This window comes from Bacillus thermozeamaize (genome assembly GCA_002159075.1).
Taxonomy (GTDB): domain Bacteria; phylum Bacillota; class Bacilli; order ZCTH02-B2; family ZCTH02-B2; genus Bacillus_BB; species Bacillus_BB thermozeamaize.
The window spans coordinates 42731-62549 of record LZRT01000085.1 but is presented as its reverse complement, the minus strand read 5'-3'; the positions used below and the strand labels follow the sequence as shown (position 1 = coordinate 62549).

Here is a 19819-nt window from a genome sequence, read left to right as displayed (position 1 = left end):
TTCCAAATGATGAAATGCCCTATCCTGCCAACCCCTATCCGAACCCGGTACCGGTTCGAATAGGGGTTTTTTAGGCTCACGAAAAATGTTCCCGCAACACCGTGACATGCTCCAGCCCGCCACTGACCAGCAGTGTATCGCCTAGCTGCAGCACCGTATCACCATGAGGCGTGATGCTTTCATCGTCCCGGTAGATTCGGAGGATGAGCGCGTCGCCCAAAAACGGAATCTCCCTCAGCTTTCGGCCTTCATACATCGGATTTTGCATCCTCACCTCGACCAGTGTGGACGCTTCATCCTGCAACGTAATCCAATCCAAAAGGCGCGGAAAAAGAACCATCGCCTTCAGGTAGGCTTTGCCCGCCAATGCCGAGGAGAAAAGGTGGATCTCATGCTTGCGGGCTTCTTCCTGAAGCAGCGGATCCTCCAAAATGCATACCACATGTTCCATCCCCAATTCCTTTGCCGCCAGTGCGATTTCCAGGTTCAGTTTCCCGTTACCCGTACCGCATACGACCACATCTGCGTGAAAGAAACCTGTCTGTCGCAATGTTTCTTTTTCCAGCTGCTCCAATCGCACAAAAGGATAATCTCCATCCTGTGTGGCTTCGGTGGTAAACACCTTGACAAGAACCCCTCGATTTACCAGGTCATTGACGAGCGGCAACGTCACCGTGCTGGCCCCTAAAATGTGAACAGACATGGGCCGGCTTTCCTGTTTCGGAAAGATCCGGTCAAACAATATGGGCGAAACGATGGAAGAAACCACCGCAGTCAAAACCAAAGCGGTATGGGTGGCCGAAGTCAGCAACCCGAGCTGCATGCCAATTTCGCCGGCAGCAATGACCAGGCTCAAGGTGGCCGTCAAAAAAACGCCACCCGCCAGCACGATCCGGCCGGGAAACCATATCCTCAACAATAACATGGGCAACATCTTGGAAAGAAAGAGGATCAGCAACAACAACGGAACCAACAACAAAAGATGCGGTTCCTGAAGCATTCCGTGCAGATCCAGCCGCACCCCGACCATCACAAAAAAAATCGGGATCAAAAATCCGTAGCCAAATGAATCCAGCTTGTGGACAAATTCCCGACGCGGAGAAAGCAAGGAAAGCGTCGCACCAGCCAGGAAGGCGCCCAGAATCCCCTCCGCGCCCACCGACTCAGCCAAAGCGACAAAAAACAGGATCAGCGCAAACGCTCCGCGCACGCCAATCTGACTGGTGGCCTTTTCTAGTCCTTCAAATCCCCGCCCATGCATCAACATTTTGGCGATCCGGTACGCCAAAAAGACGGCCAAAAACAAAAATAAGAGAAAAACCACTTTCCCTCCGCTGCCTCTTCCATGAAAGGAGACATACACAGCCAGCAGGATCATGGTTACAAAGTCTGAAAGCACGGCGATGATCAAGAATATCTGGCCGATTTCAGTTCGCTCGATCCCTTTTTCCTTTAACGTGGGCAATACGACACCCAAAGAAATCGTGGCAATGATGATTGTCATCAAAAAGAAATCATCCACAAGACCGATCTTCGCTAAACCCAATGCCAGGACAAAAGACAATAGAAGGATCAGGATAAACACGCCGCTCCCTGCAACGAGCGGATTGACCTTTCCCTTTTTTCGGCCGGATGCCGTGATCATCGAAAAATCAATCTCTAAGCCACTGAGGAACATCAAATAAATAAACCCCAGCAATGACAACAACTCTAACCAAGCATCCGGTTTGATCAGGTTGAAGCCCGTCTGCCCGATAAGCATGCCTGCGAGAATTTCGGCTACGACGACAGGCATCGCAAGGCGCGTGCGATGGATGAGAATCGGCACCAGAAAAGCGACCAAGACCACAACCATGAGCGAAGTCAGATTAACGTGACCCATGCGTTCCCTCCTCAAGAAGAGTTTCATTCCAGGAAGGAAAAGAAAAAAGGGGCATGACGCCCCCGTTCCCTATTGCTCCGGTCAATCCACCTTTAGGATTGCCCCGGTGCTGGCTGATGTCACCATCTTTGCATACCGTTTCAGATACCCGTGCTTAATCTTCGGTTCCGGTTCCTTCCATTCTGCCAGCCTGGCAGCCAGCTCTTCATCCGACAGTTCCACGCGCAAAATGCCATTGGGAATGTCGATGGTCACAATATCCCCATTCCTCAGGACCGCAATGGGACCCCCTTCTGCCGCTTCGGGTGAAATATGGCCGATACAAATGCCCCGCGTCCCGCCAGAAAAACGGCCGTCCGTAATCAAGGCGACCTCCTTGCCCAGCCCCATTCCCTGGATGGCCGAGGTGGGCGCCAGCATCTCCGGCATTCCCGGACCGCCGCGCGGGCCTTCATAGCGGATCACGACCACATCACCGGCTTTCACCTTACCCAGGGCAATGCCGGCCAACGCCTCGTCCTGGGATTCAAAAATCACAGCCGGGCCAGAAAAACGCTGCACCGATTCATCCACGGCCGCAGACTTGATAACCGCACCATCCGGGGCCAGGTTTCCGTAAAGGATGGTCAGTCCGCCGGTCGGGCTGTAGGGGTTATCAATCGGCCGAATCACTTCCGGATCCAAAACCTCTGCGTCTTGAATGTTCTCTCCCAGCGTTTTGCCGGTCACAGTAATGCAGTCCAGATTGAGCAGCCCCTCAATCTTGCTCACCTCTTTCAGAATCGCCGAAACCCCTCCCGCCCGGTGCACATCTTCGATGTGATAATGGGATGCGGGTGATACTTTACAAATATGCGGCACCCGCTTCGACAATTCGTTGATCCGCGACAAGGGATAATCGATCCCGGCTTCATTGGCGATCGCCATCGCATGCAACACGGTGTTGGTGGACCCGCCCATCGCCATATCCAGGATCAGGGCATTATCCATCGACTCTACGGTCACAATATCCCGCGGCTTGATGTCCTTTTCGATCAGTTCCATGATCTTGCGGGCCGCCTGGCGGGCCAGTTCCTCCCGTTCCGGCGTCCGGGCCAGGATGGTTCCGTTGCCGGGAAGCGCCAGACCCAATGCCTCTGCCAGGCAGTTCATCGAGTTGGCGGTAAACATCCCGGAACAGGAACCACAAGACGGGCACGCCATATCTTCGATATGCTTGAGCCGCGCTTCGTCAATCTTGCCCGCCTGGTAAGCCCCTACCCCTTCAAACACCGAAATGAGGTCGACGGGTTGGCCATCATCCGTCCTCCCGGCAGCCATCGGACCGCCGCTGATAAAAATGGTCGGCACGTTGACACGCATGGCACCCATCATCATTCCGGGCGTGATCTTGTCGCAATTGGGAATGCAGATCAGGGCATCAAACCAATGGGCCATCACCATGGTCTCCAGCGCGTCAGCAATGATCTCCCGGCTGGGCAAGGAATATCTCATCCCGATATGTCCCATGGCAATGCCGTCATCGACGCCAATCGTATTGAACTCAAAAGGCACGCCGCCTGCCTCGCGCACCGCCTCCTTGATGATCCGCCCAAACTCCTGCAAATGGACATGCCCCGGCACGATGTCTACATACGAGTTGCAAATGCCGATAAACGGCTTGTTCATATCTTCGTCTGTTAAGCCGGTCGCTTTTAAGAGCGCCCGATGGGGCGCGCGATCAATCCCCTTTTTTATCTTGTCGCTGCGCAAATCATTTTCCTCCTTCTCCGAACTTGTCACACTTTTAAATATACTATTTTTCTAGCAGATCCACCACTTGCAACACATCATCGACGATGTAATCCGCACCCAGTCTCTCAAAAGACTCCCTGGCGGCTTTCCCGGACAAGCCGGTCAATGTCGCGCAAAAACGGCAACCGATCGTCTTCGCAGCCATCAGGTCGGCAATGGAGTCTCCGACAACTAATAAACGGTCCCCTTCCTGAATCGGCAACGGCAAGGAAAATACCACTTCATCCGGCGTCTCTTTCCCCAGCCACCCTTTGAGATAGGTAAAGGGTTGCGGCTTGGCCAGCGGCGCGCGCTCCGGGTACCGCCGCTCGGTTTCCAGCACATCGCTTGCGGTGACGATTCGGTCATGATTAAAGTACGGAAGGATGCCCAATGCCGTAAGCGGTTCGATCGTCTCCACAGTAGGCCGGCCTGTCCCGATGCCCAGCTCGATCCCCATCTCCTGTAAGCGGGCAAAGAATGCGCGCATTTTCTCTGGCGGCACAATCGGGATCTCGTCATGCAAGAAACCCGGCTTGCCAGGTTGCTTAGGCGGCTTACCGGTTGACTCTCTGAACTTCTCCTCACCCATATACCACTCCTGGAACGCCTCCTGACAAAGATCCCACAACGGCGAGTGGCGGGAAAAAACGTCACAGCGCATCCCCAGCCGTTCTTCTGCGATGCGGTTGAGATCCAAAAGCAAGGCCTGCTTTTCCGCCGTTCCCCGGGAAAAATCCGCCACAAAGGCGTCCCATTGTGGAGAATAGCTCACCTGCCAGGTGCGGCAGATAGCCAGTGATTCCGCGGTTAGCGGCCGGGACAGCAAGTCCGCCACTTGTTCCCGATAGCCGGGTTGAGCTGCTTCCAAAAAACGAATGAATTGATAGCTGAAAACCAAATATACCATATCCCAGTTCGCATTAATCCCGCGTTCCTTGATGAAGTCAAGCACCCTGTCCTCATCAAACACGGTTTTCCGCAACAATCGAATCACCGGCTCCTCCGGATCAGGGCGAAACGACGGCGTCACGAGCTGGTTGAGGTATAAAGGACTGCTCAGCAATTCCCATACCGTTAAAGCAGAGGCGTCAAAATACCTCTCTTCGCTCAAGAGCACCCCGTCCACATCAAATAAAATCGTCCGGAACAATCCTTATCCTCCTTCTAAGAATCCACATCACAAGACACATTTAACTCACGTTTCCATACGAAATGAACATATCATACCCTGACTGAAAAAGACAACTGCAACGGCAAACGCGGCAGCAAGCTTGCCCGAAACCGGCAATCCCGTATGAGCATGTGTCACATGGGCACGCACGATCAGAAAAGGGAACCTGCTTGCGCAGATTCCCTCTTTCGCTGCTTGTCTTGTATGAGGGCCATTACGATTTGGCCTTCGCGTAACGCTCATTGACAGCATCCCAGTTGACCACATTCCACCAAGCGGCGATGTAATCCGGACGGCGGTTCTGGTACTTCAGATAATAGGCGTGCTCCCAGACATCCAGACCGAGAATGGGCGTTTTGCCCTCCATCAGCGGGTTATCCTGATTGGGGGTGCTCATGACGGCCAGCTTTCCGCCATCTACCACCAGCCAGGCCCAACCGCTTCCAAAGCGGCCGGTTGCAGCCTTTGTAAATTCTTCCTTGAATTTTTCAAAGCTCCCGAACGTCTTGTTGATATCCTCAGCCAAAGCTCCCGTCGGCGCGCCGCCACCCTGGGGACTCATGATTTCCCAGAACAGGGAATGGTTTGCGTGTCCACCGCCATTGTTTCGTACAGCCGTGCGAATCGACTCAGGAATGCTGTTCAAATCGCTGATCAGTTCTTCAACGGACTTCTGCTGCAGCTCCGGATGTCCTTCCAGCGCCGCATTGAGGTTATTCACATAGGTCGCATGATGGCGGCCATGGTGAATTTCCATTGTTTGCGCGTCAATGTGCGGCTCCAACGCATCAAATGCGTATGGCAATGCAGGAAGTTCGTGTTTTGCCATCTCCCATACCTCCTCTGTTTTTTGGAAGGACGTCTTCCAACAAACATTCATGTCAAACCAACCAGAAGGCTGTCCATTCTCCACAAAGCGTTCTTTCCTTCATGAAAGCCGTCCTCTGGCATCTATTTTCTCATCTGGGGAATGAACCCATACTTCCCACATATTTAATTATGGACCAAAAAAGAGATTAAATCAACAAGTATGTTTGGTTTCAAGCGCCCAGCATCCTCATAATCCGGTCAACATATTGTTGCGTCTCGCGAAACGGAGGAATCCCGCCATACCGATCCACATTGCCCATCCCCGCATTGTATGCCGCCAGCGCCAGCCTCACATTGCCGCCATAGCGGTCCAACAACTGTCTCAGGTATCGGGTGCCCGCATCGATATTTTGTACCGGGTCAAAGGGATTGGTCACACCAAGGGAGGCTGCCGTTTTTGGCATCAGTTGCATCAGCCCCTGGGCTCCCGCAGGTGATACGGCCCACGGGTTGAAGCCGGACTCCTGCCGAATGACCGCCTCGATCAGGCGAGCAGGTACGCCGTAGCGCTTGGATGCGGCAGCAATGATCCCAGAAAAGGCAGATGGTGCAGGCACATCCTTTCCGGGGTCAGCTGAGGCTGCAGCGTTCTCCAACAGGCGTCTCATTCCGAGCCAATCTGCCGCTGACAATCCTGAAACGGGTGCGGAGGCGTTTCCGCTGTTTTGCACCATGTCAATATCCTGTGCTTCAACGAGCTGTGCAGCCAGTTGCTTCATCAAGAGCTGTTTGAACTGGGCCAGGTTGTACATGGAGGTGGCTGTCAGCGCTCCCGACTGCAACATGCTGACAGGTGAAAACCACCCTTCCAACCGGTTGAGACTCTCCATACCAATACCTTCCTCAACAGGCGATTTTTTCTTCTATAATATCCATCTTACCTGACTATCCCGGTTTTGCAACTGCAAACATGATTTTTCCAAAGAGCTTCCGGCATCCTTTTCAAGAATGAAAAGGCGGCCCGCCATCAAGCAGGCCGCCCCAAAAACGGCAAAGGCCAAGAAGCCATCCACCAAACCTAAACGTCCGTTACGTGGCAGATTGATAATGCTGGCTGAATTGTTCGCGCAACCCCCGCTTTAAGAATTTGCCGACACTGGTTTTAGGAATTTCCTTCAAGAAGACCACGTCATCCGGAATCCACCATTTGGCAAACTGCGGCCGCAGGAAATCCAGCAGCTCCTCCTTGCTCACCTTTCCCTCATGGCCGGGCTTCAAAACGACACAGGCGAGCGGCCGCTCATGCCACTTGGGATGAGGCACCGCGATAACCGCCGCCTCAAGGACGGCAGGATGGGCCATGAGGGCATTTTCCAGGTCGACCGAGGAGATCCACTCCCCGCCGCTTTTCACCAAATCCTTGGTCCGGTCCACCAGACGGATGTACCCTTCCTCGTCAATGGTGGCCACATCGCCGGTATGCAGCCAGCCGTCGACAAAAGTATCCTTCGTTCGCTCATCTTGATAATATTCGCTGGCGATCCAGTTCCCTCGCAGGTATATTTCACCCATCTCTTTTCCGTTCCAGGCGACATCGCCGTTTTCACCCACCACCCGAATTTCAAGGCCAGGCACGAGAATCCCCTGTGACGCCCGGATATTGAGACGCTCCTCAAACGGCAGTTCCTCCTGATAACTTTTCAGCCGGGCAACGGTGGCCAAAGGAGAGGTTTCTGTCATTCCGTAGGCATGCATCATGATCACGTTATATTTCTCCTCAAACGTCCGGATGAGTGACTTCGGAGCCGCAGAACCGCCGCATAACGCCGTTTTCAGATGGGAAATGTCATAATCTCCCTTTTCCAGCTCCTGCAATACTCCGATCCAGATGGTCGGCACGCCCGCAGAAATCGTCACCTTCTCATCCTGAATGAGCTGGATAAAATCTTTCGGGGTTGGCCCGACACCCGGATAGACTTGTTTCGTGCCGAACAGCGTCGCGGCAAACGGCATCCCCCAGGCATTGGCGTGGAACATCGGCACTATCGGTAAAATGGTATCTCGTTCGGAAAGTCCGATGGTGTCGGCCAAACCGACGGCCAAGCTGTGCAAATAGATGGCCCGGTGCGTGTAGACCACCCCTTTGGGATTGCCGGTGGTGGCGGAAGTGTAGCACATCCCCATCGGATCGTTTTCATCGATGTCATCGGGAAAACGGTAATCGGGATCGGCCTCCGCCAGCAGGCGTTCATAATGGTATGCTGGCTGGAGCTTGGTCGCAGGCAACTCCTCCTTGTCCGTCATGATGATATACCCTTTCACCGTCTTGAGCTGATCCTGAATCGCCTCAATGAGCGGCACCAGGGACTCATCCACCAGGAGAAGCTGATCTTCCGCATGATTGAGAATGTAAACGATATGCTCCCCCGACAACCGGATGTTCACCGTATGCAGGACGGCCCCCATGCAAGGGATGGCAAAGTAGGCTTCCAGATGACGGTAATGATTCCAGGCAAAGGTGGCCACTCTCTCCCCCTTTTTGATCCCCAGACGTTGCAACGCGCTGGCCAAACGAACCGTCCGCTGGTAAAAATCACGATACGTGTAGCGAAACAGTCCATTTTCTGTGCGGGTGACAATTTCTTTTTTCGGAAAGAAGCGATTGGCCCTCTCCAGAATGGAACGCATCGTCAAAGGAACGACCATCATCATCGTTTGCCGCCTTGAAGGCTTCCCTCCTTCAGAGTCGTTTTTTATTCTTTGTTATGGTTATACGGATTGATCTTGTTGAGCGGCATGCTTGTAAGTCTGGCGCAATTGATATTTCAAAACCTTTCCTGACGCATTTCGCGGCAGCTGCTCGACAAAGAAAATCTTCCGCGGTATTTTATATCCTGCCAGGGATTTCCGGCAGAAATCCTGCAACTCGTCCACATTGATCCCATGGCCCGGTTTTGGAACCACCACCGCCGTGACCACCTCCCCCCAGACCGGGTGCGGCAATCCAATCACAGCCGCCTCCAACACATGCGGATGGGCATACAACACTTGTTCCACCTCTGTGGAGTACACGTTCTCCCCGCCGGAGATGATCATGTCTTTCTTCCGGTCAACCAGCGTGAGGTAGCCGTCTTCATCCAGCACGGCCAGATCCCCGGTGTACAGCCAGCCGTCGCGGATGGCCTCCGCCGTGGCCTGGGGATTCTTGTAATACTCTTTCATCACCGTCTCGCCGCGAATGATCATCTCCCCAACTACGCCAGTCGGCACATCGTTTCCGGCGTCATCCACCACGCGCACTTCCGTGTTGATGACCGGAATACCACCGGCACCCAGTTTGTCCAAATGCCGTTCAGGCGGCAGGTATACGCCTCCTGGCCCTCCCTCCGTCAAACCGCATAAGTTGTAAAATTGGTCGGTCTGAAACATCTCCATGCTCTGCTTGACCACCTCGGGCGCCATCGGCGCCGCACCGTAGGCGCAACGCTGCACCGAAGTCAGGTCAAATGTGCCTGCGGGCACTTGCAGCATATAGGAATACATCGTCGGCACCCCGAAAAAGAGAGTGATTTTTTCCTCCTGGATGGTTTTCATCACTTCCACCGGATGAAATTCGCGCATCACCACATGGGTAGCCCCCACGTATGTTCCGGATACCAGAAAAAGGTTTAATTGTGCGCTGTGGAACAGCGGCGCCACATGCAACAACCGGTCTCGCGGATTGACGCTCATACTGGCGATGATGTTCATCCCCACGTACAGAATCCGGTGATGATCAAACAGCGCCCCTTTCGGCCGGCCGGTCGTCCCCGAGGTGTACAGGATCTCACAGTCATCCGATTCCTCTACTTCCACCTCTGGCTCAGCCGCCGACTCATCCAGCAGGCTGGTCCATGGCAGGCTTCCCTCCGGCGGCTGATCACCGACGACATAGACTGACCGGATAGCCGGGACCTCCCTGGCCGCTGTCAGAACCGTTTCAGCCAGCGCCCCATCGGCAATCGCCAGAATGCTGTCGGAGTGGTCCAGAATGTACTGGATTTCGGGTGCCGTGAGGCGGAAGTTGATGGGCACGACGACGCCACCCACCTTGAGAATCGCATAATAACTGATCACGAAATGATCGGAATTGGTCATCACAAGGGAGATTTTGTCCCCTTTCCGGATTCCGAGTTTCAGCAAACCGTTGGCCAGCCGGTTCACCTGTTCGTTCAGCTGCCGGTAAGTGTACCGCCTTCCCTCGCAGACCAGGGCCTCGTGATCAGGAATCCTGATGGCATTGATTGAAAGCGTTTTCCCAATGTTCACTGCCGACACCTCCATGAATATCGCTGTAAGAAATCGCCCGCCCAAAAGGATAGCGCTTTCACAATGATTATCATACAATGTTCGGATTGTAATTTAAAGATCCATTTTTCACAAAATATTTTAGAGTGTTTTTTTGCTTGCTTCATACTGCTGCTTCAGCACCGATTTTTGCACCTTTCCAGCCGGTGTCAATGGCAGCTCATTCACAATGACAAATTCCCTCGGCACTTTGTAATCGGCCAGGTGTTTCCGGCAAAACGCCTTCAACTCCTCTTCCGTCACCTCGCACCCCGGTCTGGGCAGGATATAAAACCTCCCCACCTCTCCAAACACCGGATCCGGAATGCCGATTCCGGCGGCAATGGCCACTTTCGGATGCGTTATCAGGAGATTCTCAATCTCAGCGGGATAGACGTTGAATCCCCCTTGGATGTACATCTCTTTTTTCCGGCCTTTCAGGTAGATGTATCCTTCTTCATCCAGATAGGCCAAATCACCGGTGTACAGCCAGCCGTCCGCAGAAAACGCCTCTTTCGTCTCTGCCTCCAAACCGTCATACCCTTTGGCCACGCAATCTCCCTTGATGGCCAGCTCTCCGATCTCGCCTAACGGCAATTCCTCCTTCCCTGGCCCTACCACCTTCATCTGGAAATCGCCGATGATCACCCCAATACTCTGGGCCACCTTTTCCGGTGTGTCATCCAGCCGCGATATCACACATGCCCCTGATGTTTCACTGGCACCGTACAGATTGACCAGTTTCGCACCGGGAAATCGCTCGTTGATCAATCGGCACAACTGCGGTTCGACGTTGGAACCGCCGGCGACGCACAGGCGGACCGAAGAAATGTCGTACTTATCGAACTGAGGCACGTTGAACATCATCACAAACATGGTCGGAACGCCGCCCAAGATCGTGATCCGGTGCTTCTCAACGGCCTGCAGAACCAGATCGGGACGAAAATGGGGAATCAGGACCACCGAACTGTTGCTGACGAGCGCGACCATCACGGCACAGGTAATCCCTCCGACATGGTTGAGGGGCAGATGCCCTGTACCGATATCCTCTTCCGTGATCCGAAGGTGTTCCGCTTGCGCCCTGGCGGAAGCCAGCATGCTTTTGTGCGTCAGCATCGCCCCCTTAGGCCGGCCTGTGGTACCCGAAGTGTAAATGATGATCATGGTGTCATCTTCGGCCACCTCCTGGCCGGCACTTGCCAGGAGGTCGGTACGCGCGTCGGATGCCAGCAATTCCTCAAATGACAAACTTCCGGGAAACCCTTCGCCGATAAAGACAAACCGCTCCACCGTCGGGATTTTCTCGCGAAAGGCATAGAAAAAGTCGCGAAAATTGAACTCCGGTGTTTCATCCACACTGATCAGCAACTTGACCGCTGATCGATTGAGCATGTATTCCAGTTCCGTCTCACGATAGCGAGCATTTAAAGCCACCACGCCGGCGCCGATCTTGGCCGCGGCAAAAAAGGCAATCAGCCACTCCGGTTGATTCAGGGCCAGGATGGCGATCTTGTCCCCCCTTCGTATCCCTTGTTCCATCAACGCAGTAGCCAGGCGATCCGAGTGTTCGTCCAGTTCTCTGTAGCTGAACTTCTGATTCCGGTAGTAGAAAAAGGGTTTGCCGGGCGCCCGGCGGGCGGCATCCCGCAGCGCTTCGCTGACAGTACGCTGCTTCATCCTTCTGTCGCCTCCATCCGATCATGGTTTTTGATGATTCAGACAGATTCCTTCGCATAGAAATCACGGTACGTGTCGCGCAATACGTGTTTCTGGATTTTCCCCGTTGTTGTCATCGGGAACTGTTCAATGATTTGAACCGCTTTCGGAACTTCAAAGCCCCCCAAATGTCCTTTGCAGAATTGGATCAGTTCTTCCCCGCTTGCCCGAGCGCCGGGCTTAAGGGTGACAAATGCGGTGACCGCCTCGGACCACCGGGGATGGGGCAGGCCGACCGCCGCCGCATTGGCCACCGCAGGATGGCTGAGCAATACCTGCTCCACCTTGATCGAGGGGACATTCTCACCGCCGGTTTTGATCATGTCTTTCTTCCGATCGACAAAAAGAAGTTGCCCATCGGCATCAAACATCCCCAGATCACCCGTGTGATGCCAACCGTGCAGGCGACTCTCGGCAGTGGCCTCCGGATTTTTGTAGTATCCCTCCATCACATTGGGACCGCGGTGGACAATTTCTCCGACCTGTCCGGGCGGAAGCAAGTTTCCTTCCTCATCCATGATCGCGGTGTCATTGATAATTGAAGGGCTTCCCCAGTAAGATCCGAAACGGCGCAACTGTTCTTCCGGCTTGAAAAACGTGGTGCCCGGATACATCTCCGTCTGTCCGCTGCCCAGCGCAAAATTGGGGCACAGCTCCGCAATCGCGCGCCGCAAGGTGTTCTCGTCCATGGGTGCCATCGCATAAAGGCAAAATTTCAGACTGGACAAATCGTAGCTCGCACGTTCCGGGTGATCCAGCAGCACGCGGTACATCATCGGCAAGGCAAACACCCACGTGATCTTCTCCCGTTCGATAGTTGCCATCAGCGTTACCGGATCAAAGCCGCGAAGAATCACGTTGGTCGCGCCAATGTGAAGAAACGAGGTGAGCATGCTGTGCTGCGCACAGTGAAAAAGGGGCATCATCGCAGTCGCAACATCGTCCGCTCTCAGATTCATTTCGATAATGTTCCCCAATGACGCAATGTAGACGGCAAGATGGCTCTGCATCACGCCCTTTGGCCGTCCGGTGGTCCCGCTGGTGTACATGATCTGCGCCACGTCCCGTTCCGCGATTTCCAGGAGAGGCTCTTCCGTCGGCTGAAGCGCTAAAGCGCTTTCAATAATTGGCAGACCATCCTCAGACGGCAGACCCGCATACGGGATGATCACCATCTTGTCCACGGTCTCCATCAGCAGATTCCGCAGGGAAGGATTGGCGAATAATTGATCATCCACGATCACCAACCGGGCTTCGGAATGGGTAAGAATATACTGGATATCCGCAGGAGCAAGCCCCGGGTTAATGGGGACCCACACCATTCCCGCCTTATGGATTCCGAACATTGCGACAACAAAGTCTGCAGAATTTTGACAGATGGTCGCAATCTTGTCCCCCTTCCGAAATCCCTGGCTGAGCAGATAGTGGGCAAATTGGTTGGATTGTCCCTCCAATTCTTGAAAGGTCATTCGCCGCTTTCCATCCACGATGGCGGTTTTGCTGGGATACCTCCTCGCGCTGCGACGGATAATGTCGCCAATGGCAACCCGGTTAATCAACGTCACGGAATTCACAACGACCCCTCCTCTATACAGGATATACAGGATAAAATTCATAATTATATCATAATATATTTAGTGAATATCTTAAAGTATTTTCTTGAAATAATTTTTTAATTATTTTTTCCAAAATAATAAAGCGCATCCTGACTGCCGTGTCAGACAGGTGCGCTCATCTGTTCAAGGATCAGCCTTCTCGTCGTCACGTTTGCCCGCAACCCTTTCTCACTGGTTCTCAACGATTCCCAATCGCTTTACCAGGATCTCATTCATGATCTGGGTTGTGCCGCCGCCAATCGACTGGATACGGGCATCCCGCCAATAACGTTGAACCGGATACTCCATCATGTATCCGTTCCCACCGTGAATTTGCAGAGCCATATCCGTGACCCGGCTGACCATCTCGCCGGCGTAAGCTTTGGCCATCGTCGTCTCGATCACCGCGTCTTCCCCTTGCGCGTATTTATAAAGGGCGTAATAGGTCAAGTGACGCGCCTTTTCCAAATCGACCGCCATATCCACCATTTTGTGCCGCAGCGCCTGAAACTGGCTGAGCGTCCGGCCAAATTGCGTGCGTTCCTGGCTGTAGCGGATCGCATCTTCCAGGGCCTTTTCCGCAAGGGCCACACTGGACAGGGCAAGCCAGATGCGCTCCCACTGAAAGTTCTTCATGATATAGTAGAAGCCCTGGTTCTCTTCCCCCAGCAGGTTTTCTGCCGGTACGCGCACATCTTCAAAAACCAGCTCAGCGGTGTCCGATGAACGCCACCCCAGCTTCCGCAAACTCTTTCCGACTCGAAACCCCGGCCACTTGCTCTCGACGATGAACAGGCTGATGCCGCGGTACCCGCGTGATGGATCGGTTTTCGCCGCGACGCACACGTAATCGGCATGGACACCGTTGGTGATGAACATTTTGCTGCCGTTGAGAACATAGTGGTCTCCTTCTCTTCTGGCTGTTGTGGCAATGGCGGCCACATCGGATCCCGTATTGGGTTCGGTGATGCCCAGCGCGGCGATCATCTCGCCCCGAATCGCCGGTTCCAGGTACTTGCGTTTCTGCTGCTCGTTGCCGTATTTCCAGACAGGCGTCATGGCAATATTGGCATGTGCGCCGATGGCCGCAGCCACGCCACCTGCGCCGCACTTGGAAAGTTCCTCAATAAAGACCGCCTCTGTGACGAGATCTGCCCCCGCTCCCCCATACTCCTTCGGAAACTTCAGGCCCAGGTAACCCAATTCACCGCATCGGCGGAAAAGCTGGCGCGGCACCTCGCCGGCCCGTTCCCATTCCTCTACATGAGGCAGGATCTCTTTTTCCACAAATTTCTGGACACTTTTCCGAAACATCTGATGCTCTTCCGTAAAAATCCAGTGAGACACCTACATCCCCCCTTTCAACCAGCCTCAGATGTTCATTTGCTTGGCGATGATTTCTTTCATGATCTCATCCGTCCCGCCGCCAATCCGATACAAGCGCGTATCACGCCAGATACGCTGGATCGGATATTCCATCATATAACCATACCCGCCGAAAATCTGCAGCGCCCGATCCGCCACCCAATGGGCCACTTGGGCGGCAACCAGTTTCGCCATGGAAATCTCTTTCGTCGGCACCTCGCCACGTGCAAAACGATAGGCTGCCGCATACGTCAGATGACGCGCCGCCTCGATTTCGGTCGCCATCTCAGCCAGCAAGTGGGCGATCACCTGAAATTGGCTGAGCGGCCGTTGAAACGCCTTCCGCTCTTTGGCGTAATCGCGGGCCAGTTCATAGGCGTACTGTGCCATGCCGACTGAACCGGCCGCCCCGATGAGGCGTTCTCCCTGCAATTGCCACATGATCTGGTAAAATCCCTTCCCCTCTTCGCCAAGGAGGTTTTCCTGCGGCACCCGTACATTGTCAAAAACGATCTCAGCCGTATCCGAAGAACGCATGCCTACTTTATCCAGCTTCCGGCTGACCGAGACACCGGGACGATCCAGTTCCACGAGAAAAAGGCTCAGCCCCTCGTATCCCGGTTTATCCGATGTGCGGACCACCATCGTGATAAAATCAGCCCGCGGGCCATTGGTGATAAACGTTTTGCTGCCATTGATCACCCAGTCATCCCCGTCACGCACGGCCCGCGTTTGGATACCCGCCACATCAGACCCGTGGTTGGGCTCGGTAATCCCGATGGCCGCCAATTTCTCCCCGCGGATCGCCGGCTTCAGAAAACGCTCGATCTGATCCGGCGTGCCAAATTCCAGGATCGGCGGCGTTGCCATGTCGGTCTGCACCGCAATCGCCATCGGGAACCCTCCGGCTCCGCAACGGGCCATCTCTTCTGCCAAGACAATAACGGAAAAATAATCTCCCCCTTGTCCGCCCACCTCTTCCGGATAGCGCAAGCCTAAAAAGCCCAACTCTCCCATCCGTTTGACAATCTCCCGCGGAAACTCTCCTTTCTCCTCCCACTCTTCGATGTAAGGCGTCACCTCATTTGCGACAAACCTGCGGATCACTTTCCGCAACGCTTCGTGCTCCTCTTGAAAATACGGCGGATAACGCACCTCTGACCCCCCATTTCTCTGGCTTCATGACCGTCCGGCCCGCCTTCAGACAAATCTGTCCGTCATGGAACGATCAATTAGCAAGCCGGTTTTTTGGCCACCAGGATTTTCTTCATCGCGCTGACCACCACTTCACCGGTCTGCTTCTTAATCTCCTGACGAAAGGTCAGTACGCCGCCCCGCTCTCCTTTATCTGTCTTCTCCGTCACCTCGGACTCAACATGAATGGTGTCGCCGATAAAAGTGGGATTGACAAAGCGCACCCGATCCATCCCGTAAAAGGCGATGAGATATCCTGGTTGCAAATTGCATAGGCCCGTGCCGATAGACAGGACCAACATGCCATGTGCAATCCGCTGTTTGAAAGGTGTCGTCTTCACATATTCCACATCGGTGTGCAACGGATACCAATCTCCCGAAATGCCGGAGAAGTTGACCAGATCGGCTTCCGTGATCGTCCGGCCGCGCGATACGAAACGCTCCCCAATTTCATATTCCTCAAAGTATTTGTCGATGTTCACCTTCGTCTCCCCTTTCTCCAACCAGCCTCGCTTGGGCATCGTCTACCGTCAAGTTACAGGTTATTTTCCCATGTGCGCCAAAAAACCGGTGTCAAACCGTCCTTCCTGAAACGCTTCATTCCGGCACACCTCAAGCAATAATGGCAGATTGGTCTTCAAACCTTCCACCATCATCTCTGAAAGCACACGGATCATCTTCTCAATCGTTTCTTTCCGCGTCGCACCGGAGGTAATCACCTTCCCGATCATCGGATCGTAAAACGGCGTCACCTGGTTTCCTTCCTCTACCGCGAAATCATACCGCGCGCCTTCCGGCAATACCAATCGCTCCACCTTGCCCGGAGAAGGAAGAAAGGTTTTCGGATCTTCTGCGTAAATCCGGCATTCCAGGGCATGGCCCGTTTGTCTGATCGCCTCCTGCGCCAAGCCAAGGGGCTCGCCCGCCGCAATCCGCAGCTGCAACTCCACCAGGTCCAACCCGGTCGTCTCTTCGGTGACCGGGTGTTCCACCTGGAGGCGGGTGTTCATTTCGAGGAAATAAAAATTGCCCTCACCGTCAAAAATGAATTCCATCGTGCCCAGATTGGTGTAATCAATCGCCTCCATGCCCCGGAGCGCCGCTGCAAACAGCGCCTCCCGCATCCTCTCGTCCAGGAAGGGGGAAGGGGTTTCCTCCAGCACTTTCTGGTGCCGGCGCTGAATGGAACATTCACGCTCGAACAGATGAATGCCTTGACCATGCGCATCCCTCGCCACCTGCACCTCAATGTGCCGCGGCTGGGTGATCCATTTTTCAAGAAACACTTCCCCGCTGCCGAAATAGGTTTGCGCCCGCTGCCTGGTGGAAACAAATGCCCTCTCCAACTCCTCCGGCGTACGGACCACTTGCATGCCGATCCCGCCGCCGCCGGCGCTGGCTTTCAGCATCAAGGGATACCCAATCTCCGCCGCGATGCGTTTCGCTTCCTCTACCGTAGGAATGTCCTCATCCCATCCGGGGACGACCGGAACCCCGGCCTGCCGCATCTTGCGGCGCGATGCTATCTTGCTGCCCATCGCTTGAATCACTTCCGGACGAGGCCCAATAAAGACCAGCCCTTTTTCCAGACAGCGGCGGGCAAACGCCGGATTTTCCGACAAAAATCCGTAACCCGGGTGGATCGCTTCGGCACCCGTAGCGATGGCGGCATCCAGGACTTTCTCAATGTCCATGTAACTTTTGGCGGCCGGGGCCGGTCCCAGCAGGACCGACTCATCCGCCTCCCTGACAAAGGGCATCTCTTTGTCCGCTTCCGAATAAACGGCCACCGTTTGAATGCCCAGCTTTCGGCACGTTTTGATGACACGGCGGGCAATCTCACCGCGATTGGCAATCAAAATTTTCTTAAAGTATGACATCTCTTTCCACTCCTTCCCCCACTTCCCGAACACAGTCACTTGTCGGTGTCCGCAGCACGTGTTTCACCATAGACTCTTCCCCTGCGCCTTCAGCCCCAATCCGAGCCCATGCCCGCTCGTTACCCGAGCACGACCACCACATCACCTTCCTGGACAAACTCTCCCTCCGCGACCCGGACTTCTTTTACAGTACCGCCCTCCTCAGCGACAATCGGGATTTCCATTTTCATTGATTCCAAAATCATCACCTCGTCACCCGGGTTTACCTGATCCCCCGGCTGAACCAGAATCCGAAACACAGTCCCACTCATGCTGGATGTCACATTCATGCGAACACATCTCCCTTATCGGATAAGTTTAGAGTATTTTAGTTGAAAGCATGGCATCACAAGAATTTATCTGTGCATTTATCTTTAAATCACAAAACTCGCAAGCCAAATCGCATGTAGCAAAGGAACCGGCAAGATCATCTAAACGGGATGAACCGGATTGCGTTTTTCAGGCAGGGTCACGCTTTTGCTCTCGTACAGGCGGAAACGGCGAATGACTTCCTGGCGCAAATGGTCAAAAGGAATAATCTCATCCACAATCAGCTCGGAAGCAACGCGGTAAATATCAATATCTGCCGCGTATTCCTGGCGTTTCCGGGCAATAAATTCCGCCCGCTCCTCCTCGGGAAGTTCCTGTATTTTGTTGTAGTACACCGCGTTGACTGCCGCCTCCGGGCCCATGACGGCAATGGAGGCAGACGGCAAAGCGATACAAGCGTCCGGTTCAAAGGCTGGCCCTGCCATGGCATACAGACCGGCGCCATAACACTTGCGGACGATCACCGAGAGTTTGGGCACCGTCGCCTCGGAGACGGCAGAAATCATTTTCGCGCCATGGCGGATGATCCCCGCCCGCTCCACCTGCGAGCCGATCATGAAACCGGGCACGTCCGCCAAAAACAACAGCGGAATGGAAAAAGCGTTGCACAACCAGATAAACCGTGCCGCCTTGTCCGACGAATCGATAAACAGCGTGCCGCCTTTCACCTTGGGCTGGTTGGCGACGATACCGACCACCTTGCCATCCATCCGCGCCAAGCCGGTAATGATCTCGGGGGCATACAATTTCTTGATTTCGAACCAGCTGTCCCGGTCGATGATCCGATCGATCAACTCGTACATGTCAAACGGCGCATTCTGGTTCTCCGGGATGATCTCGCCAATCCGGCGCCCTTCTGCCGGCGGCCGGGCCTCGACGACAGCCGGTTTTTCACGAAAGTTCTGGGGCATGTAAGAAAGGTATTGTTTGCACACCTCGATGGCCTCTTCCTCCGTTTGCACCAGCACATCCCCCAGACCGCTCACGGTACAATGCATCCTGGCGCCGCCCATCTTTTCCATGCTCACCTTTTCCCCGATCGCCACCTCGACCATCCGCGGCGAACCGAGATAGGCGCTGGCATTGTGTTCCACCATGATCACCAAGTCGCAAAAGGCGGGCACATAAGCGGCGCCGGCCGGCGATGGACCGAACAGAATCGCGATCTGCGGCACCACTCCGGACAGTTGCACCTGGTTGTAAAAAATTCTTCCAGCATGACGGCGGCCAGGAAACATTTCAATCTGATCGGTAATCCGGGCACCGGCTGAGTCAATCAGATAGAGAATCGGGATTTTCAAAGCCATGGCCTTCTCTTGAATCCGGATGTTCTTTTCGACCGATTTGGCTCCCCAGGAACCGGCCTTCACGGTTGAATCAGCGGCAAAAAAGCAGACCGGCCGCCCCCCGATGGTTCCGATGCCTGTCACCGTGGCGTCGGCAGGCAAATCGGGATCCTCGTTATTGGCAAACAGTCCATCTTCCACGATCGATCCGGGATCAAACAGCAGTTCCAGGCGCTTGCGGACAAACAGTTTGCCCTGTTCCGCGTTTTTTTCGTGATATTTCTGCGCACCTCCACGCAGTATCCGCTCTTTTTCGGCAAGCAGTTTTTCATTCGTCTGAGCCATTCACTGTCCTCCTCGTTCTAGCCCGTAGCGCTTGTTGCATGAACATCCATCGAATCATGGCAGCTTCTCGCCAAAGATCGCTTGTGCCATTCATTGATGTTTAA

At 54.2% G+C, this 19819-nt stretch carries 15 protein-coding genes; all 15 read right to left on the bottom strand.

Annotation, left to right across the window (positions count from 1 at the left end; all coding sequences use genetic code 11):
• Positions 1–76: 76 nt before the first annotated feature.
• Positions 77–1882: a hypothetical protein gene (locus BAA01_15650; GenBank protein OUM86860.1), complete on the bottom strand. Its 1806-nt coding sequence runs from the start codon at positions 1880–1882 to the stop codon at positions 77–79.
• A gap of 81 nt (positions 1883–1963) precedes the next feature.
• Positions 1964–3634, bottom strand: coding sequence for a dihydroxy-acid dehydratase (locus tag BAA01_15645; protein ID OUM86859.1), 1671 nt, complete (start codon positions 3632–3634; stop codon positions 1964–1966).
• 43 nt (positions 3635–3677) lie between these two features.
• Entirely contained in the window at positions 3678–4808 is a 1131-nt protein-coding gene (locus BAA01_15640) for a phosphatase (protein OUM86858.1), read from the bottom strand.
• A gap of 235 nt (positions 4809–5043) precedes the next feature.
• A complete protein-coding gene (locus BAA01_15635) occupies positions 5044–5658 on the bottom strand; it encodes a superoxide dismutase (GenBank protein ID OUM86872.1) in 615 nt (204 codons plus the stop codon).
• Between the two features lie 211 nt (positions 5659–5869).
• On the bottom strand, positions 5870–6529 hold the full coding sequence (locus BAA01_15630) for a hypothetical protein (GenBank protein ID OUM86857.1): 660 nt from the start codon (positions 6527–6529) through the stop codon (positions 5870–5872).
• A 199-nt stretch (positions 6530–6728) separates the two neighbouring features.
• Positions 6729–8348, bottom strand: a complete 1620-nt coding sequence (locus tag BAA01_15625; GenBank protein OUM86871.1) for a fatty-acid--CoA ligase — start codon at positions 8346–8348, stop codon at positions 6729–6731.
• A 60-nt stretch (positions 8349–8408) separates the two neighbouring features.
• Positions 8409–9947 carry a long-chain fatty acid--CoA ligase gene (locus BAA01_15620; GenBank protein OUM86856.1) on the bottom strand — a complete coding sequence of 513 codons (1539 nt, stop codon included), beginning with the start codon at positions 9945–9947 and terminating at the stop codon, positions 8409–8411.
• A 120-nt stretch (positions 9948–10067) separates the two neighbouring features.
• Positions 10068–11642 (bottom strand): long-chain fatty acid--CoA ligase, encoded by a 1575-nt coding sequence (locus BAA01_15615; protein ID OUM86855.1) that lies wholly within the window; start codon positions 11640–11642, stop codon positions 10068–10070.
• Positions 11643–11680: 38 nt separating this feature from the next.
• On the bottom strand, positions 11681–13297 hold the full coding sequence (locus BAA01_15610) for an AMP-dependent synthetase (protein ID OUM86854.1): 1617 nt from the start codon (positions 13295–13297) through the stop codon (positions 11681–11683).
• A gap of 168 nt (positions 13298–13465) precedes the next feature.
• On the bottom strand, positions 13466–14590 hold the full coding sequence (locus tag BAA01_15605; protein OUM86870.1) for an acyl-CoA dehydrogenase: 1125 nt from the start codon (positions 14588–14590) through the stop codon (positions 13466–13468).
• A 57-nt stretch (positions 14591–14647) separates the two neighbouring features.
• Positions 14648–15796 carry an acyl-CoA dehydrogenase gene (locus tag BAA01_15600; protein ID OUM86853.1) on the bottom strand — a complete coding sequence of 383 codons (1149 nt, stop codon included), beginning with the start codon at positions 15794–15796 and terminating at the stop codon, positions 14648–14650.
• 77 nt (positions 15797–15873) lie between these two features.
• Positions 15874–16356, bottom strand: a complete 483-nt coding sequence (locus BAA01_15595; GenBank protein OUM86852.1) for a dehydratase — start codon at positions 16354–16356, stop codon at positions 15874–15876.
• 21 nt (positions 16357–16377) lie between these two features.
• Positions 16378–17715 carry a biotin carboxylase gene (locus BAA01_15590; protein OUM86851.1) on the bottom strand — a complete coding sequence of 446 codons (1338 nt, stop codon included), beginning with the start codon at positions 17713–17715 and terminating at the stop codon, positions 16378–16380.
• A 119-nt stretch (positions 17716–17834) separates the two neighbouring features.
• A complete protein-coding gene (locus BAA01_15585) occupies positions 17835–18044 on the bottom strand; it encodes an acetyl-CoA carboxylase biotin carboxyl carrier protein subunit (protein OUM86850.1) in 210 nt (69 codons plus the stop codon).
• A 141-nt stretch (positions 18045–18185) separates the two neighbouring features.
• Complete coding sequence (locus BAA01_15580; GenBank protein ID OUM86849.1) at positions 18186–19715, bottom strand: carboxylase; 1530 nt, start codon at positions 19713–19715, stop codon at positions 18186–18188.
• Positions 19716–19819: the final 104 nt, after the last annotated feature.